This is a genomic window from Xanthomonas sp. NCPPB 4467 (assembly GCF_041475665.2).
In the GTDB taxonomy this organism is placed as follows: Bacteria; Pseudomonadota; Gammaproteobacteria; order Xanthomonadales; family Xanthomonadaceae; genus Xanthomonas; species Xanthomonas dyei.
This window is the reverse complement of record NZ_CM191260.1, coordinates 1,293,278-1,317,672: the sequence shown is the minus strand read 5'-3', so window position 1 is coordinate 1,317,672 and position 24,395 is coordinate 1,293,278. Positions and strand designations below refer to the sequence as shown.

The 24,395-nt window shown below is 62.4% G+C and carries 24 protein-coding genes and 1 other RNA gene; 7 read left to right on the top strand and 18 right to left on the bottom strand.

Annotated elements, in window-relative coordinates; all coding sequences use genetic code 11:
* Positions 1–54: 54 nt before the first annotated feature.
* Positions 55–1,314 (top strand): MFS transporter, encoded by a 1,260-nt coding sequence (locus ACCQ06_RS05755; protein WP_316690982.1) that lies wholly within the window; start codon positions 55–57, stop codon positions 1,312–1,314.
* 86 nt (positions 1,315–1,400) lie between these two features.
* On the opposite strand, the gene ACCQ06_RS05750 is transcribed toward ACCQ06_RS05755, so the two are convergent.
* Positions 1,401–1,476: non-coding RNA, sX9 sRNA (locus ACCQ06_RS05750), on the bottom strand.
* A gap of 954 nt (positions 1,477–2,430) precedes the next feature.
* Between ACCQ06_RS05750 and ACCQ06_RS05745 the strand changes: the two genes are divergently transcribed.
* Together ACCQ06_RS05745 and ACCQ06_RS05740 are read left to right on the top strand one after the other, a co-directional pair.
* Positions 2,431–2,892 (top strand): cell wall hydrolase, encoded by a 462-nt coding sequence (locus tag ACCQ06_RS05745; RefSeq protein ID WP_055846073.1) that lies wholly within the window; start codon positions 2,431–2,433, stop codon positions 2,890–2,892.
* 479 nt (positions 2,893–3,371) lie between these two features.
* A complete protein-coding gene (locus ACCQ06_RS05740; RefSeq protein WP_316690981.1) occupies positions 3,372–3,986 on the top strand; it encodes a glutathione binding-like protein in 615 nt (204 codons plus the stop codon).
* Between the two features lie 202 nt (positions 3,987–4,188).
* On the opposite strand, the gene ACCQ06_RS05735 is transcribed toward ACCQ06_RS05740, so the two are convergent.
* Both ACCQ06_RS05735 and ACCQ06_RS05730 read right to left on the bottom strand, forming a co-directional pair.
* Positions 4,189–5,175 carry a malate dehydrogenase gene (locus ACCQ06_RS05735; protein ID WP_316690979.1) on the bottom strand — a complete coding sequence of 329 codons (987 nt, stop codon included), beginning with the start codon at positions 5,173–5,175 and terminating at the stop codon, positions 4,189–4,191.
* Between the two features lie 117 nt (positions 5,176–5,292).
* The gene (locus ACCQ06_RS05730) at positions 5,293–5,787 is read right to left on the bottom strand and encodes a peptidylprolyl isomerase (RefSeq protein ID WP_010368631.1); all 495 of its coding nucleotides are present in this window, start codon (positions 5,785–5,787) and stop codon (positions 5,293–5,295) included.
* 244 nt (positions 5,788–6,031) lie between these two features.
* Between ACCQ06_RS05730 and typA the strand changes: the two genes are divergently transcribed.
* From typA to ACCQ06_RS05715, 3 genes are all read left to right on the top strand, one after another.
* Positions 6,032–7,861: a translational GTPase TypA gene (typA, locus tag ACCQ06_RS05725; RefSeq protein WP_104616960.1), complete on the top strand. Its 1,830-nt coding sequence runs from the start codon at positions 6,032–6,034 to the stop codon at positions 7,859–7,861.
* A 21-nt stretch (positions 7,862–7,882) separates the two neighbouring features.
* Positions 7,883–8,353 carry a DUF2127 domain-containing protein gene (locus ACCQ06_RS05720; RefSeq protein WP_104616959.1) on the top strand — a complete coding sequence of 157 codons (471 nt, stop codon included), beginning with the start codon at positions 7,883–7,885 and terminating at the stop codon, positions 8,351–8,353.
* 90 nt (positions 8,354–8,443) lie between these two features.
* Complete coding sequence (locus ACCQ06_RS05715) at positions 8,444–10,072, top strand: amidase (RefSeq protein ID WP_316690970.1); 1,629 nt, start codon at positions 8,444–8,446, stop codon at positions 10,070–10,072.
* Positions 10,073–10,250: 178 nt separating this feature from the next.
* Here ACCQ06_RS05715 and ACCQ06_RS05710 read toward each other — a convergent pair whose 3' ends face one another.
* A complete protein-coding gene (locus ACCQ06_RS05710) occupies positions 10,251–11,378 on the bottom strand; it encodes a mechanosensitive ion channel family protein (protein WP_228324019.1) in 1,128 nt (375 codons plus the stop codon).
* A gap of 85 nt (positions 11,379–11,463) precedes the next feature.
* Positions 11,464–12,861, bottom strand: coding sequence for a class II 3-deoxy-7-phosphoheptulonate synthase (locus ACCQ06_RS05705; protein ID WP_316690968.1), 1,398 nt, complete (start codon positions 12,859–12,861; stop codon positions 11,464–11,466).
* A 246-nt stretch (positions 12,862–13,107) separates the two neighbouring features.
* Between ACCQ06_RS05705 and ACCQ06_RS05700 the strand changes: the two genes are divergently transcribed.
* Entirely contained in the window at positions 13,108–15,231 is a 2,124-nt protein-coding gene (locus ACCQ06_RS05700; protein WP_316690966.1) for a TonB-dependent receptor, read from the top strand.
* Positions 15,232–15,674: 443 nt separating this feature from the next.
* Here ACCQ06_RS05700 and ACCQ06_RS05695 read toward each other — a convergent pair whose 3' ends face one another.
* The 13 genes from ACCQ06_RS05695 to rpsH all read right to left on the bottom strand — a co-directional run bounded on the left by ACCQ06_RS05695 (position 15,675) and on the right by rpsH (position 24,324).
* On the bottom strand, positions 15,675–16,193 hold the full coding sequence (locus ACCQ06_RS05695) for a disulfide bond formation protein B (protein WP_228324022.1): 519 nt from the start codon (positions 16,191–16,193) through the stop codon (positions 15,675–15,677).
* Between the two features lie 683 nt (positions 16,194–16,876).
* Positions 16,877–17,260 carry a 50S ribosomal protein L17 gene (rplQ, locus tag ACCQ06_RS05690; RefSeq protein ID WP_003486665.1) on the bottom strand — a complete coding sequence of 128 codons (384 nt, stop codon included), beginning with the start codon at positions 17,258–17,260 and terminating at the stop codon, positions 16,877–16,879.
* Positions 17,261–17,440: 180 nt separating this feature from the next.
* On the bottom strand, positions 17,441–18,439 hold the full coding sequence (locus ACCQ06_RS05685; protein ID WP_104616954.1) for a DNA-directed RNA polymerase subunit alpha: 999 nt from the start codon (positions 18,437–18,439) through the stop codon (positions 17,441–17,443).
* Between the two features lie 53 nt (positions 18,440–18,492).
* Positions 18,493–19,119 carry a 30S ribosomal protein S4 gene (gene rpsD, locus ACCQ06_RS05680; protein WP_002811641.1) on the bottom strand — a complete coding sequence of 209 codons (627 nt, stop codon included), beginning with the start codon at positions 19,117–19,119 and terminating at the stop codon, positions 18,493–18,495.
* 15 nt (positions 19,120–19,134) lie between these two features.
* Positions 19,135–19,527, bottom strand: a complete 393-nt coding sequence (gene rpsK / locus ACCQ06_RS05675; RefSeq protein WP_003486671.1) for a 30S ribosomal protein S11 — start codon at positions 19,525–19,527, stop codon at positions 19,135–19,137.
* Positions 19,528–19,537: 10 nt separating this feature from the next.
* A complete protein-coding gene (gene rpsM, locus ACCQ06_RS05670; protein WP_003486672.1) occupies positions 19,538–19,894 on the bottom strand; it encodes a 30S ribosomal protein S13 in 357 nt (118 codons plus the stop codon).
* Between the two features lie 332 nt (positions 19,895–20,226).
* Complete coding sequence (secY, locus tag ACCQ06_RS05665; RefSeq protein ID WP_039412801.1) at positions 20,227–21,594, bottom strand: preprotein translocase subunit SecY; 1,368 nt, start codon at positions 21,592–21,594, stop codon at positions 20,227–20,229.
* A gap of 7 nt (positions 21,595–21,601) precedes the next feature.
* Positions 21,602–22,045: a 50S ribosomal protein L15 gene (rplO, locus tag ACCQ06_RS05660; protein WP_012439114.1), complete on the bottom strand. Its 444-nt coding sequence runs from the start codon at positions 22,043–22,045 to the stop codon at positions 21,602–21,604.
* 4 nt (positions 22,046–22,049) lie between these two features.
* Positions 22,050–22,241: a 50S ribosomal protein L30 gene (rpmD, locus tag ACCQ06_RS05655; RefSeq protein WP_006450646.1), complete on the bottom strand. Its 192-nt coding sequence runs from the start codon at positions 22,239–22,241 to the stop codon at positions 22,050–22,052.
* Complete coding sequence (gene rpsE, locus ACCQ06_RS05650; RefSeq protein WP_003486682.1) at positions 22,234–22,776, bottom strand: 30S ribosomal protein S5; 543 nt, start codon at positions 22,774–22,776, stop codon at positions 22,234–22,236. Before rpsE ends, rpmD begins: the two co-directional genes overlap by 8 nt.
* Before the next feature lie 158 nt (positions 22,777–22,934).
* Complete coding sequence (gene rplR / locus ACCQ06_RS05645) at positions 22,935–23,294, bottom strand: 50S ribosomal protein L18 (protein ID WP_082473395.1); 360 nt, start codon at positions 23,292–23,294, stop codon at positions 22,935–22,937.
* A gap of 88 nt (positions 23,295–23,382) precedes the next feature.
* Positions 23,383–23,910, bottom strand: a complete 528-nt coding sequence (gene rplF / locus ACCQ06_RS05640) for a 50S ribosomal protein L6 (protein WP_064634201.1) — start codon at positions 23,908–23,910, stop codon at positions 23,383–23,385.
* Positions 23,911–23,925: 15 nt separating this feature from the next.
* Positions 23,926–24,324 carry a 30S ribosomal protein S8 gene (gene rpsH / locus ACCQ06_RS05635; protein ID WP_010371096.1) on the bottom strand — a complete coding sequence of 133 codons (399 nt, stop codon included), beginning with the start codon at positions 24,322–24,324 and terminating at the stop codon, positions 23,926–23,928.
* Positions 24,325–24,395 lie beyond the last annotated feature (71 nt).

Genomic DNA, 24,395 nt, shown 5'->3' with positions numbered 1-24,395 from the left:
TATAAGCGGCGCATGCCGCCTTCTTCGACAAAGCGCCCGCCCCCTGGCCTGTCAATGGAAACCTTGCTGGCGTACACGGCTGCGCACTTCGGTAAAAGCCTGCTCTGGTACACCGGCGAGTTGTTGCTGATCTTCGCCCTGACCGAATACGTGGGACTGAGCGCAACCGCTGCCGGCGTGTCGGTTGCTGCCGGGCTGCTGGTCAGTGCCGCAATGGGGCTGTTCGCTGCGCGCCGCTGGCAGACGGGCGTCAGCCTGGCCTGGGCCGGACGCGCGCAATGGCGAGGCATGGCGCTGGCGGCGGTGACGATGTCCTTGCTGTTTGTGGTGCCGCTGTTACCACCACCTGCACGTCTGCCGTGCGTGCTGTTACTCAGCCTGCCGTTTCGTGCGGCCTACGCCATCGGCGATGTTGCGCAGAACACGTTGCTTGGACTTTGCCATTGGCCATGGCGTGGAGCACAAGGCGTGAGCGCACTGCGCTTGATCGGCAGCGGTCTGGCTGCCTTATCGATGAGCGCAGTGATCGGGCTGCTGCTCTCCAGGCCGCATGCGGGTGCCGCCACGGCAATGACGGTTGTTTGCATTGCGAGCTGTATCGCAGTGACCTCGTCCTGGTGGTTGCGTCTGACGCTGCAATCGCAGACGCAGGACGTCAACAGCATGCCTGCCGATCGATTTGTCGCATCCTCGCGTCATCATCAACTGTTGCCGCTGGTAGTGATTGCGCTGCTGTCGCTGACCTTGCCTACGTTTACCAAACTGGCACCGTATCTGGCGCAGACACTGGTTATTTCGCAACGTTGGGGTAGCGCGCTGCTGATCAGCTACGCCATGGGCTCGGTGGTCGTACAACCACTGGCAGCACGCCTGCACACCGGCGCGTTTCAGCGACTCGGATACAGCGGTGCAGTGCTGGTCGGCTGTGGGCTGCTGTTTGCGTTGCAGACAACGCGCGGCATCTGGCTGGATGCAGCGCTGGCACTTTGCGTGGGCATGGCGGCGGGCAGCGCCGGACAATGGGTGTGGGCGCGCCATGCCGAACTTTCCATACAGTACAGCCCCGCACAACAAGCTCGCCGCTTTGCCGTGCTGACAGCCGTGGCACAGGTTGCGCTTGCCCTGGGCAGCGCCGTGGTCGGCCTACTGCTGAGTCTGCACAACACGCACGGCGCAGCTCAAGCGCAGCTTGCATGGTCGATGGCAATCGGGCCTGTGGTCTGCGGCGCGGCGTGTCTGTGGCTGGCATGGAGCAACCGTGCATCGCTACTTGAGCGAACATTGGCTGCCGAAACGACACCACTCCAAACTTGACGGCATGTTTGGGGATGCACGCTATGTGGATCCTCGACGACAACGGCGCGAAGATTTTTCGCTTGATCCGCGCTGAAATATTTAACGGCCAACAAAGCGTAGCGAGTCATCGTCAGACAGGTATGGACGGCGCACGAGAAGCGGAGTTTGCGAGTGGCATAGGCCACAAGGTGGACAGGCCGCGCACGCCTGGCAGCTGTGAGGCTTTCAGTCGCCTTAGACGTCTTTAGCGGATTGGCCAACATGGCCGACACATGAAAAAACCTTTCACTGTACTTATCGAAGCCACTTGCTCATTCAATGCGCGTGGCCGCCCGACTCACTAAATGACGTTGACGCTGCGGTAGCAGACGGGTGTGTGATCGTAGATGGAGATTGGGCATCAACTGACGATGCGCATGACCCTGGCGCATGATCATCATGACAGCGCCACGCAGCTTGGTGATCTCGAATGTACGACTGGCGAGTGACGCCTGAGCGAATCACGCAACACAGTTGAGCAACCATGACTGCGAAAGCGTGGCCATCAGTTTCGTCGCGATACCGATGCAATAACGCAACGTTTGAAATCGCATGCAAAGTTGCTGTGCCCATTTGCAGACAACTACGTGCTAAATGATTCCGCAAGGTGTGCGATGCACGCACGCAGCGCGTCCAACTGACCACCATTTTTCCGTGCAACGACGCGTACATTCGACGCCTATCTTTTCGCAGCACCAGAGAACGCGTGCAGCCAGCGTGAAAGAAGAGTTCTTCAACGATCTAGTTTCGCCATGCACGCAATATCAGCGCCAAACACTGCGCGCGATCAACTGTCGCCGAGCGAATGCGACGCGCATGACATGGTGCGTTGCGTGATACGTCGCGGGCACAACGCAGGCACAGCCGATGTCGCGCCGCGTCAACCCCGCCCATTCAGCCAAGATTGTGTGATCGCCGCCTAACTTGCGCCAACTTTTTGACCCACCTCATTTGGTGGGCACCTTCGGTAGATCTCTCTTTCACCGAAGACCGGGCGGCCCGTGACAGGTCGCCTCCCCATGACGCCAAGCCTTTCGCACTGGTGCATCCACTTTGGAGGCTCTGCGGACCGGCCCATACGGAGCAAGGAGTTGTATGAAGATGATTTGGATATTCTGGCTCGCGCAATTGATGCCGCAGCCAGCTGCAGATTCGCTGTGTTTGAGTACGACCGTTTATCTGGAAGCACGCGACCAGACCTTGCGTGGCCAACAGGCTGTTGCGGAAGTTGCGTTGCGTCGGCTGGACAGCGGTTTGTGGGGCGACTCGATGTGTGAGGTGGTCACCGCACGCAAACAGTTTGCACCGACGATCGTGGCACCAGGCACGCAGTTGAAGAACGACGATGCCTGGAACAAGGCGTTGGGTGTTGCCCTCGCCGCAGAACGTAACTGGGCGTTGCCTGTGGGTCAGCGCAAGGAGATCGTACCTGGCGCGAGCCACTTTGCTGCCAGCGCGATTGCCAGCCCGAGTTGGCGCAATGCGTATCAGGTTGCAACCATCGGCGATCACACCTTCTACCGCGTACAGAAGCTGCGCCCGCGTACTGCGTCGTAACGGCACGATGGGCCGATAGCGCGCTGCAACGTGCCCGCACCGTTGCGATACCGAATTGGACCAACGACTCGCTGTTTTCGCGCTCGCCAGTTCGCAAGAGCCAGCGCGTGAGAGGCTCTGCGCATGATTGCTCGTGATGCATGCACTCGTGATGCGTGCAAGCGCATCATCTGCGCTGCCAATAAATCGGTATGCGTGATGATGCCGATGACATATAGCGTGTGTTACCCGTCTCACACGACTGGGCGGCCGGCGCCGGCGATGTGATCGGCCGCTTCGCGTAGCGAATGCTGATCGTCGAAGATCACCAGCCAGCGGCGCAACAGCGCAGAGCGCGGCACGCTAACGCAGCGCGCTGCACCTAGCGCTAGAGGCCGCGATACGCCCGCCTACGCATCACCGCACTGCGGCTCTGACGGCAGCACAGCTTGCCGCCTAACCCGGCTAAGCTTGCATCCCCTCTTCCTCACTGGACGCACATGAAGCTCTACACCAAGCCCGGCGCCTGTTCGCTTGCAGACCACATTGTGTTGCGCTGGTCCGGGCTTCCGTTCGACCTGGTCGTAGTCGACGCAACCACCATCAAGTCGCCCGAGTATCTGCAGCTCAATCCCGCTGGCGCAGTGCCGTTGCTGGTGGTCGATGATTGGGCATTGACCCAGAACGCGGCCATCCTGAATTACATCGCCGATGTTGCGCCGCTCAGCAGCCTGGGCGGTGACGGCAGTGCGCGTAGCCGCGCCGAAATCAATCGCTGGATCGCCTTTTCGAATGCCGATGTGCATCCGACCTTCAAGCCGATCTTCGGCAGCACCGCGTATCTGCAGGATGAGGCATTGATCACGCGCAGTCACGACGATGCACGCAGCAAGTTGCGCGCGCTCTACACGCGCGTCGATGCGCATCTGCAGGGCCGGCAGTGGCTGGCCGGCGACAGCCATACCGGCGCCGACGCCTATCTGTTCGTGACCTTACGGTGGGCCAACAAGGCAGGCGTGGACCTCAGCGGCCTGACCGCGCTGGATGCGTTCTTCAAGCGCATGCAGGCCGATGCCGATGTGCAGGCCGCGCTGAAGGCCGAAGGCCTGTCGTAACAGGCACCGCGGGGTGACGGGTGACGCCACGTCACACGGCAAGGCAAGGCAACCCATCGCAGTGCGTGCAGATCATCGCCTCGCGTCGTCCGCAGACCATCGCCGCAGATCGAGCTCCGCATGCAGGTCCAGCGCCTGCATGCGGACACAAAAAAACGCCGGGCAGTGCCCGGCGTTCTCGTAGCAACTACAGCTGCGAACCTCAGCCCAGCAGATGCGACACGCCGCTGCGCTCTTCTTCCAGCTCGGCCAGGGTCTTGTCGATGTACTTCTGGCTAAAGTCGTCGATCGGCAGATCCTTGACCAGGGTGTACTGACCGTTCTCGGTGATCACCGGGAAGCCGAAGATCACGCCTTCCGGAATGCCGTAGGAGCCGTCGGACGGCACGCCCATGGTGACCCACTTGCCGTTGCTGCCCAGCACCCAATCACGCACGTGATCGATGGCGGCATTGGCGGCCGATGCGGCAGACGACAGGCCGCGCGCTTCGATGATCGCCGCGCCGCGCTTGCCCACGGTCGGGATGAAGGTAGACGCGTTCCACTCCTGGTCGTTGATCGCATCATTGATGGATGCGCCATCGGAGGTGGCGAAACGGTAGTCCGGGTACATGGTCGGGCTGTGGTTGCCCCAGACCACCAGCTTCTCGATGCCGCCGACCGGCTTGCCGAGCTTGAGCGAGAGCTGGCTCAGGGCGCGGTTGTGGTCCAGACGCAGCATGGCGGTGAAGTTCTTCGGGTTCAGATCCGGCGCCGACTTCATCGCGATGTAGGCATTGGTGTTGGCTGGGTTACCGACCACCAGCACCTTGACGTCACGCTTGGCCACCTTGTTCAACGCCGCGCCCTGCGCGGTGAAGATCTTGGCGTTCTCCAGCAGCAGGTCCTTGCGCTCCATGCCCGGACCGCGCGGACGCGCACCGACCAGCAGGGCGACGTCGATGTCCTTGAACGCCACTTCGGCGTCGTCGGTACCGACCATGCCGGCCAGCAGCGGGAACGCGCAGTCTTCCAGCTCCATCATCACGCCCTTGAGCGCGGCCTGGGCCTTCTCGTTGGACAGTTCCAGCAATTGCAGGATCACCGGCTGATGCTTGCCCAGCATTTCGCCCGAGGCGATGCGGAACAGCAGGGCGTAGCCGATCTGGCCGGCAGCGCCGGTCACAGCAACACGAACAGGTGCTTTCATGGGGTATTTCCTCTGCTAAAAAGCGTTGGTGGGGTCGCGCGCTGGCGTGGCGCAAGGCCTGGCGGCGCGCGTTGACAAGCAAACGGCCGCACATGGCGGCCGTTCGATCAGGGTCAATCAGGCGGCGAGGATCTTATTCCACTCCGCAACGCGGTCGGCCTTGGCGGCCAGCACGGCGTCAGTGTCGCCTTCAATGGTGAGCGTGTTGATGGTGTCGCCCTGGGCAACGCTATCCACCACGTCCAGGCCCTGGGTGACCTTGCCGAACACGGTGTGCTTGCCGTCCAGCCACGGGGTGGCGGTGTGGGTGATGAAGAACTGGCTGCCATTGGTGTTCGGGCCGGCATTGGCCATGGACAGCACGCCGCGCTCGTGGCCGACGCCATTGTTGGCCTCGTCTTCGAAACGATAGCCCGGGCCGCCGCGGCCGGACCCTTCCGGGCAACCGCCCTGGATCATGAAGTCGGCGATGACGCGGTGGAAGCTCAGGCCGTTGTAGAAGCCGCGCTTGGCCAGATTGACGAAGTTGGCGACGGTCAGCGGTGCCTTCTCCGGATACAGCTCAACAACGATCGGGCCGCGGGACGTGTCGAAAGTGGCGATCAGGGACATGGAAATCCTTGCAGGTTCTGGGGTGATCAACAGCCCATTAGGATACACCCGGGCGCACAGACGACTGCGCAGGTACGACCATGGTCCAAGGCCGTCGTCGGGCCTGGATTCGAGCAGCCGTCACGCTGCCTGAATGGGCGATCTGAATCGACTTGCGTCAATCCGCAACGGCAACGCAACGAAACCGCTATAATGTTGGGCTTACCTCATCTCAAGACTGGCGCCAGACAGGGGCCCTTTCCGCATGTCCATTGAAAAACTCCGCAATATCGCCATCGTCGCCCACGTCGACCATGGCAAGACCACCCTCGTCGACTGCCTGCTGAAGCAGTCCGGCACCCTGTCCGAACGCACCGTCTTGGCTGAGCGTGTGATGGACAGCAACGATCAGGAAAAGGAACGTGGCATCACGATCCTGGCCAAAAACACGGCCATCACCTGGAACGGCAACCGCATCAATATCGTCGACACCCCCGGACACGCCGACTTCGGTGGCGAAGTCGAGCGCGTGCTGTCGATGGTGGACTCGGTGCTGATCCTGGTCGACGCGATGGACGGCCCGATGCCGCAGACGCGCTTCGTGACCCAGAAGGCCTTTGCGATGGGCTTCAAGCCGATCGTGGTGGTCAACAAGATCGACCGTCCCGGCGCACGCCCGGACTGGGTGATCGACCAGGTGTTCGACCTCTTCGACAAGCTCGGCGCAACCGACGAGCAGCTGGACTTCCCGATCGTCTACACCTCCGCGTTGAACGGCTACGCCAGCCTGGATTCGGACGTGCGCGACGGCGACATGACCCCGCTCTATGAAGCGATCATGCAGCACGTGTCGGCACCGGACGTCGACCCGGACGGCCCGTTCCAGATGCGCATCAGCCAGCTGGACTACAACAACTTCGTCGGCGTGATCGGCATCGGTCGCATCCAGCGCGGCGTGCTGAAGAAGAACATGCCGGTCAGCGTGATCGACCGCGAAGGCAAGAAGCGTCAGGGCAAGGTACTGCAGGTGCTGGGCTTCCTGGGCCTGGAGCGTATCGAGCAGGACACCGCCGAGGCCGGCGACATCGTCGCGATCTCCGGCGTGGCCGAGCTGACCATTTCCGACACCGTGTGTGCGCTCGATCACCCGGAAGCGCTGCCGGCGCTGACCGTGGATGAGCCCACCATCTCGATGACCTTCCAGGTCAACAACTCGCCGTTCGCCGGCAACAAGGACCTGTCCGGTGGCAAGTTCCTGACCAGCCGCCAGCTGCGCGACCGTCTGGACCGCGAGAAGGTGCACAACGTGGCACTGAAGGTCGAGGAAGGCTCCGACGCCGACAAGTTCCTGGTCTCCGGCCGTGGCGAACTGCATCTGTCGGTGCTGATCGAAAACATGCGTCGCGAAGGCTATGAGCTGGCCGTGTCGCGTCCGGAAGTCATCATCAAGGAAATCGACGGCAAGCAGATGGAGCCGATCGAACAGCTGGTGGTGGACATCGAAGAACAGCACCAGGGCGGCGTGATGGAAAAGCTGGGCAGCCGCAAGGGCCAGCTGAAGAACATGGAATCGGACGGCAAGGGCCGCGTGCGCCTGGATTACATGATCCCGGCGCGTGGTCTGATCGGCTTCCAGAACGAGTTCCGCACCCTGACCCAGGGTTCGGGCCTGCTGTTCCATGTGTTCGACCATTACGGCCCGAAGGAACAGGGCGCCATCGCCAAGCGCCAGAACGGCGTGATGATTGCCAATGCTGCCGGCGCCACTCCTGCCTATGCGCTGGGGCCGTTGGAAGAGCGTGGCCGCCTGTTCGCCGCCGAAGGCGACAATGTGTACGAAGGTCAGCTGGTCGGTATCCACTCCAAGGACAACGATCTGACCGTCAACGCGATCAAGACCAAGCCGCTGACCAACATGCGCGCCTCGGGCAAGGACGATGCCATCAAGCTGACCCCAGCGATCAAGTACACGCTGGAGCAGGCGCTGGACTTCATCGAGGACGACGAGCTGGTCGAAGTCACCCCGAAGGAAATCCGCCTGCGCAAGAAGGGCTTGACCGAAAGCGACCGTAAGCGCTCCGGCCGTTCCGGCTGAGTTGCTGACTAAGCCACAGTCGTGAGCAACAAGCCTTACAGCCCGGATCCGCGCGCGCACCCGGGCCTCCACGCGATCGCCTTGCTAGAGGCGGTCAAGGGTGGGCTTGCGCTGCTGGCGGCGACGGGCCTGGAAATTCTGGGCCCGCTCCCGCTGCAACATGCGGTCAGTACGCTGATCCGCCGTTTCAATCTGGATCCGGACCACGGCGCATTGCCGTCGTTACTCAAGACCATCAGCCCCGATGCGGTGCATCTGGCGGCCGCCGCCATGCTGGCCTACGGGCTGCTGCACGTGGTGGAAGCCTGGGGTCTGTGGCGTGCCAAGGCCTGGGCCTCGGTACTGGGCTGCCTGTCGGCGGCCATCTACCTGCCTTTCGATATCTACGCCATCATCCGTCATCCTGGCTGGACCGCCTGGGGCGTGCTGGCGATCAACCTGATCGTGGTCGGCGTGCTGGCACGCGATCTGGTCAAGCGCCGGCGTCGCTGACCCTGCCCGCCCGTCCATGGGCGCGCCAGCACGTTGTCACCCCGACGCAGCGACGTTAGCCTGCGGAAAGTCCCCCGCGGAAAACCGCCCATGCGCTCCACCACCTTGTGCTTTGCGCTGCTGCTGGCGTTGTGCAGCTATGCACATGCCGATGACCTGCAACATCCGGCCACAGGCAACGCCTCGGCGGCCAAACCGCTCGACCTGATCGATGCCGATGTCGCCGGCCTGCAAGCCCACATGGCCCGTGGCGAGACCACCAGCCTGGACCTGACGCGCGCCTATCTGCAGCGCATCGACACCATCGACCGCGCAGGTCCAACGCTCAACGCCGTGATCGAGCGCAATGCGCAGGCCGAGGCGGACGCCCGCACCCTGGACGCAGAACGCGCCGCCGGCCGCGTGCGCGGACCGCTGCACGGCATCCCGGTGCTGCTCAAGGACAACATCGACGCGCTGCCGATGGTCAACAGTGCCGGCTCGCTGGCGCTGGCCGAATTTCGCCCCGCCAACGATGCTTTCCTGGTGCAGCGCCTGCGCGCGGCCGGCGCGGTAATCCTGGGCAAAACGAATCTGAGCGAATGGGCCAACTTCCGTTCCACCCAGTCCAGCTCCGGCTGGAGCGCCCGCGGCGGGCTGACCCGCAATCCCTATGCGCTGGATCGCAACCCCTGCGGCTCCAGCGCCGGCACCGGCGCGGCGATTGCCGCCAGTCTGGCCACGGTGGGTATCGGCACCGAAACCGACGGCAGCATCACCTGTCCGGCTGCGGTCAATGGCCTGATCGGGCTCAAGCCCACCGTTGGTCTGGTCAGCCGTGACGGCATCATTCCGATCTCCGCCAGCCAGGACACCGCCGGCCCGATGACGCGCAGCGTTGCCGACGCCGCCACGTTGCTGCAGGCCATCGCCGCGCCCGATCCGCAGGACCCGGCGACGCGCACTGCGCCGTCTTCCACCCCGAACTATCTCGCCCACCTCAAGCCCGACGGCCTGCGCGGCGCGCGTCTGGGCCTGCTGCGCAATCCACTGCGCGAAGATCCCGCGATCACCGCCGCATTGGAGCGCGCCGTACAGACCTTGCGCGCGGCGGGTGCCACGGTGATCGAAACCCGCCTGCCCACCGATGGACAGTGGGATGCCGCTGAGCAGACGGTCCTGTTGGTCGAATTCAAGGCCGGCTTGAATGCCTATCTACGCAGCCACGCCGCACCGGTCAAAGATCTGGACGCGCTGGTTGCCTTCAATCGTGCCAATGCGCGGCGCGAAATGCCCTACTTCGGCCAGGAGTTGTTCGAGCAGGCGCAAGCTGCGCCCGGCCCGGAGGACCCGGGCTATCTGAGCGCGCGCGCCAACGCCAAGCAGCTCGCCGGCGAACAAGGTATCGACGCAGCACTGAAAGCCGACCGCCTGGACGCCCTGATCGTACCCACCACTGGCCCCGCCTGGGTCACCACGCTCGGCAAGGGCGATACCTTTCCCGGTGCCGGCTACGGCGCCGCGGCAGTGGCCGGGTATCCCAGCCTGAGCGTGCCGATGGGGCAGACCCAGGGTCTGCCGCTCGGATTGCTGTTCATGGGCACCGCGTGGAGCGAGCCGCGCCTGATCGAACTGGCCTACGCCTACGAGCAACGCAGCCACGCGCGGTTTGCGCCGGGCTACGCGCAGAGCGCACCGCCCGCGACATCGGGCGCATCGCAACCGAAGACGGCCGACTGACCGCACCGCCAAGCAGCACTGGGGCGGTGCAGGCATCGACGTGGTGAGACAGCATCACCCGAATGTCGCGCTGCTTACCGCCCAGCCAGCGCAGTACTGCCACGGTGTCGATGCGCCGCATCGCGAACCGGTTGGGCGCCAGCGCACGCACTGCGGCCAGGCGCGTCGACAGGCAACGCTAGATCGATGCCGCCGGCTCGCCGTCTTCCGCACCCGGCGAACGCACGCTCTCCGGCGAGATCGGCCCTGCAGCAAGCGATACCGGCTTTTCCTGCGCCGCAATTTCGGCACGGATCCTGGGCAGCGCGTACGCGTGCTCGCGGGTCAGAAAGTCGATCATCCGCTCGCGCACCACGCAGCGCAGGTCGAACGCATCGCCGGAATTGCGCGCGCTCACCAACAAACGGACCTGGATGGTGTTGTCGCTGGTATCGGTGATCTGGGTGACGCAGACGCGCCCATCCCACAGCGGCTCGCTGTGGCAGATACGCTCCAGTTCCGCGCGCACCGCCGCAATCGGGGTGCGGTAATCCAGCCACAAGAACGCGGTACCGAGCAGGTCTGCACTGGCCCGGGTCCAGTTCTGGAAGGGGTTTTCGATGAACCAGGTCAGCGGCACCACCATGCGCCGCTCGTCCCAGATACGCACCACCACATAAGAGCTGCCGATCTCTTCGATCCGGCCCCATTCGCCTTCCACGATCACCACATCGTCCAGACGAATCGGTTGGGTCAGCGCAATCTGCAGCCCCGCAATCAGGTTACCGAAGACAGGCTTTGCCGCAATACCGGCCACCAGCCCGATGATCCCTGCAGACGCCAATAGCGTCTTGCCGATCTGGCGCACCTGCTCGAAGCCGAGCAGCACCACCGAGATACCGAGCAGGATCACCGTGCCCATCACCACGCGACTCAAGACCCGTGTCTGGGTCTGGATACGCCGCGCGGTGAGATTGTCCGACACCTCGATCGGATTGCTGCGCAGGATCGCCATTTCGCCGGCAGCGACCGCACGCACCAACAACCAGGTGACGCAGCCGACGATGCCGACATGCAACAGGTGCTGCACCGCTGCCAGCGCCTTGCCGGACAGCGGCGTGGCCTCGGTGGCGATGCCCAGAAACAGCAGCGGCAGAATGAAGGCCGCCGGCAGCGTGACCACGCGGATGATGCGTGCGCGGCGATAATCGCGGCCCTGCATGCGGCGAAACAGCCACAGCATCAGCGACCAGGTGACGACGCCCGCCAGCAGCGCGGCGCCCAGCGGAATTGCGTATTCGCGGATGACGTTCCAATCGGCAGTCAAACCGTTCCTCCTGTGGGGGGCGAGAGGGATGGCTGCCAGAGCATGCCGCATGCGGCATGAGCATCACGTCATACGCACAGTGACTTCATGCGCCCAACGGCTGCGATGCCACCTGTTGCTGCTTGCGTACGATCGCCATCGCAATTTCCAGCGACTGCTCATAGTTCAAGCGCGGGTCCACGCTGGAGCGATACGCGCGCTCAAGATCGCGCTCGGTCAACTCGCGCGCGCCGCCCGTGCATTCGGTGACATCTTCGCCGGTGAGTTCCAGATGCACGCCACCCAGCCGCGTGCCGGCCGCCGCATGCAGATCGAACGAGGTTTCCACTTCACTGCGAATATTGTCGAAACGCCTTGTTTTGTAGCCGTTTCCGGTGCTTTCGGTGTTGCCATGCATCGCATCGCAGACCCACAGCACGCGTCGGCCATCGCGCTTGACCGCCTCCAGCAGCGGCGGCAATTTTTCGGCAATCTGCATGGCACCCATGCGATGGATGAAGCTCAAACGCCCGGGTTCGTCCTCCGGGTTGAGCACATCGATCAGGCGCAGCAATTGGTCCGGCTGCACCGACGGCCCCACCTTGATCGCAATCGGATTGCGCACGCCACGCAGATATTCCACATGCGCGCCATCCAGCGCCGCGGTACGCATGCCGATCCACGGGTAATGCGTGCTGAGGTTGAACCAGCCCCACTGCCGCGGCACCTGACGGGTCAGGCCTTCTTCGTAGGGCAGCAACAACGCTTCGTGCGAGGTGTAAAAGTCGATGCGATTGAGGTTGTACACCTCCGACCCGGACAGGGTTTCCATGAAGCGCACCGCATCGCCGATCGACGCCACCATCTTCTGGTAGTCCGCCGCCAGCGGCGAATAGCCCACCCAGTCCAGGTTCCAGTATTCGGGGTGGTGCAAGTCGGCGAAGCCGCCATCGATCAACGCGCGCACGAAGTTCATCGTCATCGCCGACCGCGAGTGCGCAGTGATCATGCGGCGCGGGTCGGGCACGCGTGCGGCCTCGGTGAAGGCCGGCGCATTGATCACATCGCCGCGGTAGCTGGGCAAGGTCACGCCGTCGCGCGTTTCGGTGTCGGCCGATCGTGGCTTGGCGTACTGCCCGGCAAAGCGCCCGACCCGCACCACCGGCAGGCGCAGGCCATGCACCAGCACCAGACTCATTTGCAGCAGCACTTTCAGCCGATTGGAGATCGTGCCCGATTCGCAATCGCTGAAATTCTCCGCGCAATCGCCACCCTGCAACAGGAAGCGCTTGCCTTCCTGCGCCTCTGCCAGCTGGCGCTTGAGCGCGAAGATCTCCCACGAGGTCACCAGCGGCGGCAACTGCCCCAACTCGCCCATGGCGCTCTGCAGTGCGGCTTGATCCGGGTATACCGGCAGCTGCAGCGCGGGTTTGCCACGCCAGCTGCCGGGCGCCCACGCCGAGGCAGCGGAATCGGAAACGGGAGAAGCGGCGGAAGGATTCATGGCAACAACACTCCTGGACAGCCTGCGATGGTGGCAGAGCCGGCGCGTCACGCAAAGCGCCGGTGCGCCTGATGCCCTTCTGGATGAAGCCATCGCTGGCGCGCAAACGCTTGCCGCGCAGATGCGCACGACTGAACGGCAAGCAAAGCCATACGCCCAGGCATGACTTTCGGCCTACGCTAGCGCCCGCTCGTAAGCGGAGTGTTACGAGGTAACACATCCTCCCTAGCCCGTCCTGCGACCGCCATGACTCCTCGCCTCCTCCCCGTTGCCATCGTTTCCATTCTCTTGTCTTCCTGTGCCGGCGCCGCACTGGCCGCAGATCCCGCCGCCGCGCAAACCACCGATCTGGACACCGTCAACGTGATCGCCAAGCTCGAAGCGGCGCGCAACGCCTTGTCTCCGGATATCGGCAGCAGCCAGTACGCCATCACTGCCGAAGACATCGACCGTCTTCCGCTCGGCGCCTCCACACCACTCAACCAGGTGCTGCTGCAGGCACCGGGCGTTGTGCAGGACTCGTACGGCGGCATCCATGTGCGCGGCGATCACGCCAACCTGCAATACCGCATCAACGGCATCATGCTGCCCGAATCCATCTCCGGCTTCGGCCAGAGCCTGGAGCCGCGCATCATCAAGAACCTCAAGCTGCTCGATGGCGCCTTGCCCGCGCAGTTCGGCGACCGCACCGCCGCAGTTGTGGACATCACCACCAAAAACGGCGCCGAGCTGGGCAATGGCGGCAGCGTCGGCATCACCGGCGGCTCGTACGACACGGTCAATCCAAACGCCTCGCTGTGGGGCAGCAGTGGGCGCTGGAGCTGGTTCGTGACCGGTGACTACGAACAGAACAGCCACGGGCTGGAAAACCCGGTCGACAGCCGCTCGCCCGAGCACGACAAGACCCATCAGGGCAAAGGCTTTGCCGATCTGAGCTATCTGATCAATGAGAACACGCGCCTCAGCCTGTTGGTCGGCTACACCAACAACCGCTTTCAAATCCCGAATAATCCCGGCCAGACCCCGGCGTTCGATTACCTGGGTACTACCGATTTCGACTCCTCGCGCCTGGACGAAAACCAGCGCGAAGCCACCCGTTTCGGCACCTTGGCACTGCAAGGCACGCTCGGCGACACCAGCTATCAGCTGTCGGCCGGCCAGCGCTATAGCAGCGTCGCGTTCTCGCCCGATGTGGCCGGCGATCTGATCTTCAACGGCATCGCCTCGCAGGTGGACCGCAGCAATCGCGCCAACACCGTGCAGGCGGATTTCTCCACACCCTGGGGCAGTGCACATACGCTGCGCTATGGCCTGTACGGCAACTTTGAACACGCCATCGCCAGCAACAATTCTTCTGTCTTCCCGGCCGATGCAGACGGCAACCAGAGCAGCAACGTGCCGGTGTTCATTCCCGATGGCAGCCGCTTCCACGCCAGCACTTACGCGATGTATCTGCAGGACGAATGGAAGATCGCCGACGACTGGACGGTCAACTACGGCGTGCGCGGCGACCGGTACAAGGCCTTCGGGGCAAGCGAGAGCCAGCTCAGTCCGCGTCTGGGTGTGGTCTGGACTGCAAGCCCCAGCACCACCGTGCACGCCGGCTACGCGCGCTACTTCACTCCGCCTGCCAGCGAGCTGATCTCCACCAGCGATATCGCGCTGTACGACGGCACCACCAACCAGCAATCCACCGGCGGCGGCCCGACTACGCCGCTGAGCGAACGCAGCGATTACTACGACCTCGGCATCTCGCAAGAAGTGAGCGATCACCTGACCCTGGGCCTGGACACTTACTACCGCAAAGCGGACCGGTTGCAGGACGAAGGCCAGTTCGGCGCCGCTTATGTCTATTCCACCTTCAATTATCGCAACGGCCGCATCCGCGGTGCCGAGTTCAGCGCCGACTACAGCAATGGCCCGGTGACCGCGTATTTCAACCTCGCCTACAGCAAGGCGATGGGCAAGCAAGTCATGACCAGCCTGTACAACTTCGACCCGGATGCCTTGGCGTACGCACAAAACAACTGGATCCATCTGGACCACGACCAGAAGCTGACCTCCTCCGGCGGCATCAATTACGCCATCAACGACAACAGCCGGATCGGGGCGAATTACCTCTATGGCAGCGGCCTGCGCACCGATACCGATACCGTGCCCAATGGCGGCGAGCTCCCGTCGTACTTCCAGTTGAATCTCAGCGCCGGGCACGATTTCGCGCTCACCGCGCACCCGCTGCACGCGCAGCTGGCCGTCCTCAACGTGCTCGATCGCAGCTACCAGCTGCGCGACGGCGGCGGCATCGGCGTATTCGCCCCGCAATGGGCACCACGCCGTGGTGTTTACCTGAGCCTGCAGCAGACATTCTGAGCGCGTTGCTAGAAACACCGGCAAGTGTGCGACGCGGCGGAAGGACCTGGTCGATTCCAGATCCTTCTGCTTTGCAGGTTCAACGAAATGGACAGACTGATTGGCATGCGCCAGACCTGATCGCAGACTCGCGCTGGTGATCGGTGTTCCGTCGCGCCTGGCCATCCATCAAGGCCGCGCCTGTTCAAGTAGCGCACATCGCGTACCGGTACCGTCACCGATGTCATCGGCGCGCTAAAGAAACGCGTTACTGGAACAGACAATCTGCTGCGATCTGTCCATGTAATGACGTTGAACCGGCCAACTCGAAGCGTGGACGCCAGCGGCAAGAGTACGCGGGCATTGGCTTGTACAAAGAATCCAAGCGCTCACAGACTTGGTTTCAAGTACCGACCTTGCCGCCCCGCAATCGGGACAGCGCTATCGGCCGCTATCAACGCATGTCAGTGATGCACTGACGTCCGACGCGCTTTGAAACCTGCGTATAGCGCCCACAAGGCCAACGCCACAAACCACACCATGCTCCACATCGGCATGCTCAGGCCCAGGAATCGCCAGTCGATATTGCCGCAATCCCCCGTGCCGGTCAGCACGGTGCGGAACACCTCGAACGGCCCCATCGTCTCGCTCAGAAAGCTCAGCGGAGGCCCGCACGACGACATCATGTCCTTGGGCCGGATCTGCACCCACACATGTCGCGCCGCGATGCCCATGCCCACGCCGGCAGCGATGAAACTCAGCACGCCATACACCTTGCGCCCACCGGCCGCGCGCGGCCCGTGCAGCGCACCCAGCAGGAAAAACACCGCCAGCGCCGCAAATGCGATCCGTTGAAAAATACACAGCGGGCAAGGCTCAAGGCCCAGGTGCAGTTGCACATAAATCGCGTAGGCCAGCAGTCCTGCGCAAGCAACAAACCCCAACAGAAACTGTGCCCGGAAACCCCAACGGAATGGATTCATCGTGACCGCTTGCCTAGGACCAAGGCGTCGATTATCAGCCATGACCGCCGCCGTGACCACGGATGCATGCGTCTGACGGAGCGCCTGCTGCGAAGCGCTGCTAGATCTGCGTGGTGCTGTCGGCTGCGGGCAGAGCACTCAAGCGCTCCTCAAGAATTGTGGAGGCATCCAGATCACTTGGCGTGGATGGTGATCCGGCTCGGGCACGAACGGTTGATGCGCCTTGATCGCCTCATCGCTCGACGCTTGCTGCGGGCAAGCTGCAGCCATTGCCACGCGAAACCCGCACAAACCCTCTATTTCTATGCTGTCCACTAGGCCGCTGGGAGTTCCACGGGTTCCGGGAACAAGAGACCGACCCGCGTCCCATCCAATGCGTTAGTGGCGCTCACTTGTTACCCGGCGCTTCTGATATGAGGTGCGTCGCTCAAATATCCCAACACCGCCTTCCCGTCCAACACACGCTCCGATGTTCCCGCACTCCAAACTCGCATTTGTGCCTTTAAACCAGGCGACAAGCGCTCGCGGATTCTTCAACTCACGCTGGCATTACCGCAGCGCCCCGCAATCCCACCAAACCAGCCATGCCCTCCCCCCGGCTGCGTCGATTGACAACCTAGACGCCCAATAAAAAAGCCCGGCGCAAGCCGGGCTTTTTCGAAAATCTTGACGAAGGGATCCGATTACTCGGCCACTTCTTCCGCCACGACCGGACGGTCGACCAGCTCGACATACGCCATCGGCGCATTGTCACCGGCACGGAATCCTGCCTTCAGGATGCGCAGGTAGCCGCCGGGACGGGTCGCGTAACGCGGGCCCAGTTCGACGAACAGCTTGCCCACGGCTTCCTTGTCGCGCAGGCGAGCGAACGCCAGACGACGGTTTGCAACGCCATCGACCTTGCCGATTGTGATCAGCGGCTCGGCGACGCGACGCAATTCCTTGGCCTTCGGCAAGGTGGTCTTGATCAGCTCGTGCTTGAACAGCGAAGCCGCCATGTTGCGGAACATGGCTTCGCGGTGCGCGCTGGTGCGGTTGAACTTACGACCGGATTTCTGGTGACGCATGAGTGTGATTTCCTAAGGAATGTTGAGACTACTGAGAGACGTTGTCGCCATCCTGGCGCTGTTGAATGGACTGCGGTTGGTCCGAACCGGCCGTCCTTCGACCGGGTGTCACCGCGGGCTTTGGCCCGTCGATGTGGAAAAACAAACACGGGCGCCCGAAGACGCCCATGCCTTGAAACATTAACCAAGCATGCCGTGCTGGGCGACACCGGCCGGCGGCCAGTTCTCCAGCTTCATGCCCAGTGCAAGGCCGCGCTGTGCCAGCACTTCCTTGATTTCGGTCAGCGACTTCTTGCCCAGATTCGGGGTCTTGAGCAGCTCCACTTCGGTCTTCTGGATCAGATCGCCGATGTAGTAGATGCTCTCGGCCTTGAGGCAGTTTGCCGAACGCACAGTCAGCTCAAGGTCGTCGATCGGGCGCAACAGCACCGGATCCACGCCGCTGGCAGCCGGCTTGGCCGCACCGCGATCGCGGTGGGTGAAATCGCCGAACACCGACAGCTGATCGCTGAGGATGTCGGCGGCGGTGCGCACGGCTTCCTCGGCATCGATCGTGCCGTTGGTTTCGATATCGATGACCAGCTTGTCGAGGTCGGTGCGCTGTTCGACACGTGCAGCTTCCACAGCGTAGGCAACGCGACGCACCGGCGAGAACGACGCATCCAGCATCAGACGACCGATGGTACGGGTCTCTTCGTCCGGACGACGACGCGCAGCAGCCGGCTGATAGCCGAACCCACGCTCAATCTTCAGACGCATGTTCAGTGCGGTGTCTTTGGTCAGGTGACAGATCACGTGCTCGCCGTTGATGATCTCAACGTTGTGATCGGTCCTGATGTCGGCCGCAGTGACCGTGCCCGGACCCTGCTTGGACAACGACAGCGTGGCGCTGTCGCCACTGTGCATACGAATCGCCACGTCTTTCAGGTTGAGCAGGACGTCAAGCACGTCTTCCTGCAAACCCTCGACCGTGGTGTACTCGTGCAGCACGCCGTCGATCTCGACCTCGGTGATCGCAAAACCGGGGATCGACGACAACAGCACACGACGCAAGGCATTGCCCAGCGTGTGCCCGTACCCGCGCTCCAAGGGCTCGATCACGACCTTGGCACGGTTGTCGGTAAGACGTTCGATCTGCGGACCACGGGGGCGCAGAACCTGGTTGGCGGTAACCGTCATGTTGCGGGGTCTCCTGCGAACCTCCGGCAGTGCCGGAGGTTCTCCAATGTGAATTACTTCGAATACAACTCGACGATCAGCGCTTCGTTGATATCCGAAGGCAGGTCAGCGCGATCCGGCACGGCCTTGAACACGCCGCTGAACTTCTTCGAATCGACTTCAACCCACGACGGCGTCATGTCGTGCTGCTCAGCCACGGTCAGGGCTTCCTGCACGCGGAGCTGCTTCTGTGCTTTTTCCGACAGCGTGATCGCATCGCCAGCCTTGATCTGGTACGAAGCCAGATTCACCGACTTGCCATTGACCAGCACGCCACGGTGCGACACCAGCTGGCGCGCGGCCGGACGGGTGACGGCAAAGCCCATGCGGTAGCAGACGTTGTCCAGACGGGTTTCCAACAACTGCAGCAGGTTCTCGCCGGTGTTGCCCTTCTTGGTCGAGGCCTTCTTGTAGTAGTTGCGGAACTGGCGTTCCAGCAAACCGTAGATGCGCTTGACCTTCTGCTTTTCACGCAGCTGGGTAGCGTAGTCGGAGAGCTTGCCCTTGCGAGCCGCGCCGTGTTGGCCGGGTTTCTGCTCAAGCTTGCACTTGGAGTCCAGCGCACGCGCCGGGCTCTTGAGGGAAAGGTCGGCGCCTTCGCGGCGCGCGAGCTTACAGGTAGGACCGATATAACGAGCCATTTCTTATCGCTCCCTTTAGACGCGACGCTTCTTCGGCGGACGGCACCCGTTGTGCGGGATTGGCGTCACGTCGATGATGTTGGTGATCTTGTAGCCCACGTTGTTCAACGAACGCACGGCCGACTCACGGCCCGGACCCGGACCCTTGATACGTACTTCCAGCGACTTCACGCCGTAGTCGAGCGCAGCGCGGCCAGCCTTTTCGGCGGCAACCTGAGCAGCGAACGGGGTCGACTTACGCGAACCACGGAACCCGGCGCCGCCGGACGTAGCCCACGACAAGGCGTTGCCCTGGCGATCGGTGATGGTGACGATGGTGTTGTTGAACGAAGCGTGGACGTGAGCGACGCCATCAGTGATGACGCGCTTGATCTTCTTCTTCGTTTTCTTTTCTGCTGGCTTTGCCATGATCTATCCCTTACTTCCTGATCGCCTTGCGCGGACCCTTACGGGTGCGGGCGTTGGTACGGGTGCGCTGACCACGCAGCGGGAGACCACGGCGATGACGCAGACCGCGATAGCAGCCAAGGTCCATCAGTCGCTTGATCGCGATACCGATTTCGCGGCGCAGGTCGCCTTCGACGACATACTTGCCGACTTCGGCGCGCAGGCGCTCGATTTCGGGTTCGGACAGATCACGAATCTTCGTGGTCGAGGTAACGCCTGCGGATTCGCAGAGCTTCTTCGAACGGGTACGGCCGATGCCGTAGATGCTTTGCAACCCGACCCAGACGTGCTTCTGGGCTGGCAGGTTGACGCCTGCAATACGCGCCATGACGCGATTCTCCAACTGAGTGATGGCCCGACAGCGCCCAGGCGCCATCCGGCAGGATGGATCAAAAGTGAACTCGGAATTATAGCAAGGCCTCGGATTACTTTGAAGCCCGTGGAACCAAGGGTTCCATGGACCCGGCGTGGGGAGTGTGCCCTCGCTCCGGCGCCGGACGGTGTTGATCCAGAAAACTTCTCCGAATCGCCTGTGCTACTCCCGCACAGGACCACCCCGTCACACCCGCGCGCGAGACGTCGCGCGAGCCGCCCTTCTGATCGGAAGATCGTGGCCCGGGAACCAGGCCGTCTTCACGTAATGAAGTTCTAGTGTACCACCTAACCGCGCGCCAAGCCGCCGCGCGAGCCGCCCTTCAGATTGGCCTTCTTCAGCAAGCTCTCATACTGATGCGACATCAAGTGCGCCTGGATCTGCGCAATGAAATCCATCACCACCACCACCGCGATCAACAGCGAGGTGCCACCGAAGTGGAACGACGTGCCCAGCTGCGTGCGCATGATCTCCGGAAGCAGGCAGACGATTACCAGGTACAACGAACCCGCCGCCGTCAGCCGCGTTAGCACGCCATCGACATAATCTGCCGTGGCCTTGCCCGGACGGATACCAGGAATCAGTGCGCCTGATTTCTTGAGGTTGTCGGCCGTTTCCTGCGAGTTGAACACCAGCGCCGTGTAGAAGAACGCGAAACCGATGATCAGCGCTGCGAACACCAACATGTGCACCGGCTCACCCGGCCCGAGCGCGTTGGCGATCTTCTGCAGCCACGAACCCACGCCGCTGCCCGATGCCGCCTGACCCGACCACATCGACAGCGTCGCCGGAAATGCCAGGATGCTCGACGCGAAGATCGGCGGAATCACGCCGGCCATATTGAGCTTCAACGGCAGGAACGAGGTCTGGTTCATGTACGCATTGCGACCGCCCTGACGGCGTGCGTAGTTGACCGTAATACGCCGTTGTCCACGCTCGACGAACACCACAAAAAGCGTAAATGCCAGAATGGTGATGACGATCAGTAGCAGCGAAATGAAGCTCAGATTGCCTTCGCGAAACGCCTCGACGGTCTGGATTGCTGCAGACGGCAGGCCAGCCACGATGCCGGCAAAGATGATCAGCGATACACCGTTACCGATGCCGCGCTCGGTGACCTGCTCGCCGACCCACATCAGGAAAATGGTACCGGCCGTCAATGCGATCACTGCGGTGAGCACGAAGCCCATGCCCGGCGCGTACACCACCGGAGCGCCGCCCGGCGCAGTCTGGTTCTGCAGCGCGAGCGCGATACTACCGCCCTGCACCACCGCCAGAAGCACCGCGCCAATGCGCGAATACTGGGTGATCTTGCGTCGGCCCGACTCGCCTTCCTTCTGCATCGCCTTGAGGGCGGGAAAGATGTGCGTGGCCAACTGGATCACGATCGATGCCGAGATGTACGGCATCACGTTCAACGCAAAAATACTGAAACGGTGCAGGGCGCCGCCCGAGAACATGTTGAACATGTCCACGATGCCGCCACCCTGCGCCTGCATCAACGAAAGCATGGCATCGGGATTCACGCCCGGCACCGGCACATAGCAGCCGATGCGATAGACGATCAATGCCCCGAGGACGAACAGCAGCCGCTGACGAAGTTCCGTGAACTTGCCGAGCCCGCCACCGAGGTTACCAATGCCAGCCTGCGCCATCTGCCGATTACTCCTCTACGCTGCCGCCGGCAGCTTCGATTGCTGCCTTGGCGCCTGCGGTCGCCGCAACGCCCTTCAGCACGAACTTCTTGCTCAGCTCGCCCTTCAGCACGATCTTCGCCTTCTTGGCGCGGCTCGGGACCAGATTGGCCGCACGCAGCGCTGCAAAGTCGATTTCACCTGCTTCCAGCTTATCCAGCTGGTAGGAAAGCACTTCTGCGCTGTCGCGTGCCATCTTGGACCGGAAACCGATCTTCGGCAGACGACGCTGCATCGGAGTCTGGCCGCCTTCGAAGCCAGCCTTGATCTTGCCGCCGCCCTTACGCGCGAACGAACCCTTGTGGCCACGACCACAGGTCTTGCCAAGGCCAGAACCGATGCCGCGGCCGACGCGCGTACGCTCGGTACGGGCGCCATCGGCGGGCTTGAGGTCATTGAGATGCATAGTCATGGAATTAGTCCTCAACCTTGACGAGGTAGTGAACCGTGTTGATCAGGCCGCGCACCTGCGGGCTGTCCTTGAGTTCACGCACATCGTTGATCTTATTCAGGCCCAACGCATGCACCGACAGGCGGTGACGCGACTGGGTACCACGCAGGCCGCGCACCAGGCGCACCTTCACAGTCTTGCCAGTGTCCTTAGCCATGATTGAGCTCCTCCACCTTCTTGCCGCGCTTGGCCGCAACACGGGCCGGCGACTGCACTTCCGACAGACCCTTCAGGGTTGCACGGACCAGGTTGATCGGATTACGCGAACCGACCGCCTTGGCCAGCACGTTCTTCACACCAACCGCTTCCAGCACAGCGCGCATGGCGCCGCCGGCGATGACACCGGTACCTTCGGAAGCCGGCTGCATGTAGACGCGTGCGGCACCATGACCGGACTTGACCGCGTGCCACAAGGTACCGTTATTCAGATCCACAGTCGCCAGATTCTTGCGCGCCTGCTCCATCGACTTCTGGATGGCGACCGGCACTTCACGCGCCTTGCCGTAACCGAAACCAACCTTGCCCAGACCATCGCCGACAACGGTCAGCGCGGTGAAGGTGAACTGGCGACCGCCCTTGACCGTCTTGCTGACGCGGTTAACCGCGACCAGCTTTTCGATCATGCCATCGTCGACTTTCTCTTCGCGGTTACGGTCGCGATCACGACCCCGCGGTGCACGTTCTTCTGCCATCTTGATTCCTTGATTGATTGAATATGTACGGCTCGAGGCCGCTTATGGTTGTGGAATGAAGCGGTGTCCCCGTTGCCGTTGCAAAAGAACGGGACGGTCCGGCATCTCCCTGCCGGCGGAAACGCGGACGCGGCCGATGGCCACATCCGCAGCAGTGCTTAGAACTGCAGGCCGCCTTCGCGAGCCGCATCGGCCAGCGCCTTGATGCGGCCGTGGTAACGGTAGCCCGAGCGGTCGAACGCGACCTTCTCGATACCGGCAGCCTTGGCGCGCTCGGCGATCAGCCTGCCAACCTTGACGGCTGCATCGCTGTTCTTGCCGTTCTTCAGGCCATCCTTGACGTCCGCCTGCAGGGTGTTCGCCGCAGCGATCACCTTGGAACCGTCGGCAGTGAACACCTGCGCATACAGATGCTGACCGGTACGCAGCACCGACAGACGGGCGACACCCAGTTCGCGGATATGCGAGCGGGTGGATTTGGCGCGACGCAGACGGGCAATGTTCTTGTTGATGCTCATGATATTTATCCTACGGAAGCTGAAGGAAAAGCGCGCTCCTGTTAAAAGTCCGCACATGGATGTGCGGGCTCTTGCGAGGGACCCGCCATTAAGCCTTCTTGGCTTCCTTGCGAATGATGACTTCACCGGCGTACTTCACACCCTTGCCCTTGTAGGGCTCCGGCGGACGGAAACCGCGAATCTTGGCGGCGACTTCGCCGACGCGCTGCTTGTCGGCGCCCTGGACCACGATTTCGGTCTGGGTCGGGGTCGACAGCGTGATGCCTTCCGGCGCCACGAACACCAGCGGATGCGAGAAACCGAGCGCCAGGCTCAGATCCTTGCCTTGCATGGCGGCACGGTAACCGACGCCGACCAGCTCGAGCTTGCGCTCGAAACCTTCGGACACGCCCTTGACCATATTGGCCAGGATGGCGCGCACGGTGCCGGTGATGGCGAGCTGCGACGGATCATTCGCCGACAGGGTTGCAACGTCGCCGTCGATGGCGATTTCCACGCCCACCGGCTTCGGCAGGGTCAACGTGCCCTTCGGGCCCTTGACGCTGACCAGCTCAGGCTGGACGTTGAGTTCAACACCCTTCGGAAGGGACACAGGCTTCTTGGCTACACGGGACATGTTCGATTCCTTCCCTTAGGCCACGAAGCACAGGACTTCACCACCAACGCCGGCTTCGCGAGCCTGCGCATCGGTCATGATGCCCTTCGACGTGGAGATAATGGCGATACCCAGGCCACCAAGGACCTTGGGCAGCTCGGTCTTGCCGCGGTACTGACGCAGACCCGAGCGCGAGAAACGCTTCAGGGTCTCGATGACCGGACGGCCTTCGAAATACTTCAGCACGATTTCCAGCTCCGACTTGTTGTTTTCGGTGGCCGTAACGCGCAGGTCGGTGATGTAACCCTCGTCCTTGAGGACTTGGGCGATCGCAACCTTGATCTTGGAGGACGGCAATTTCACCGTCTGCTTACCAACCGCGGCCGCATTCTTGATGCGAACCAGCAGGTCGGCGATGGGATCAGTCATGCTCATATGAGTACCTTTGAGTGCACCGATATCCGCTTTCGCGAAAATCTTGTGTTTTCCTGGGAACGGGCCAGGAC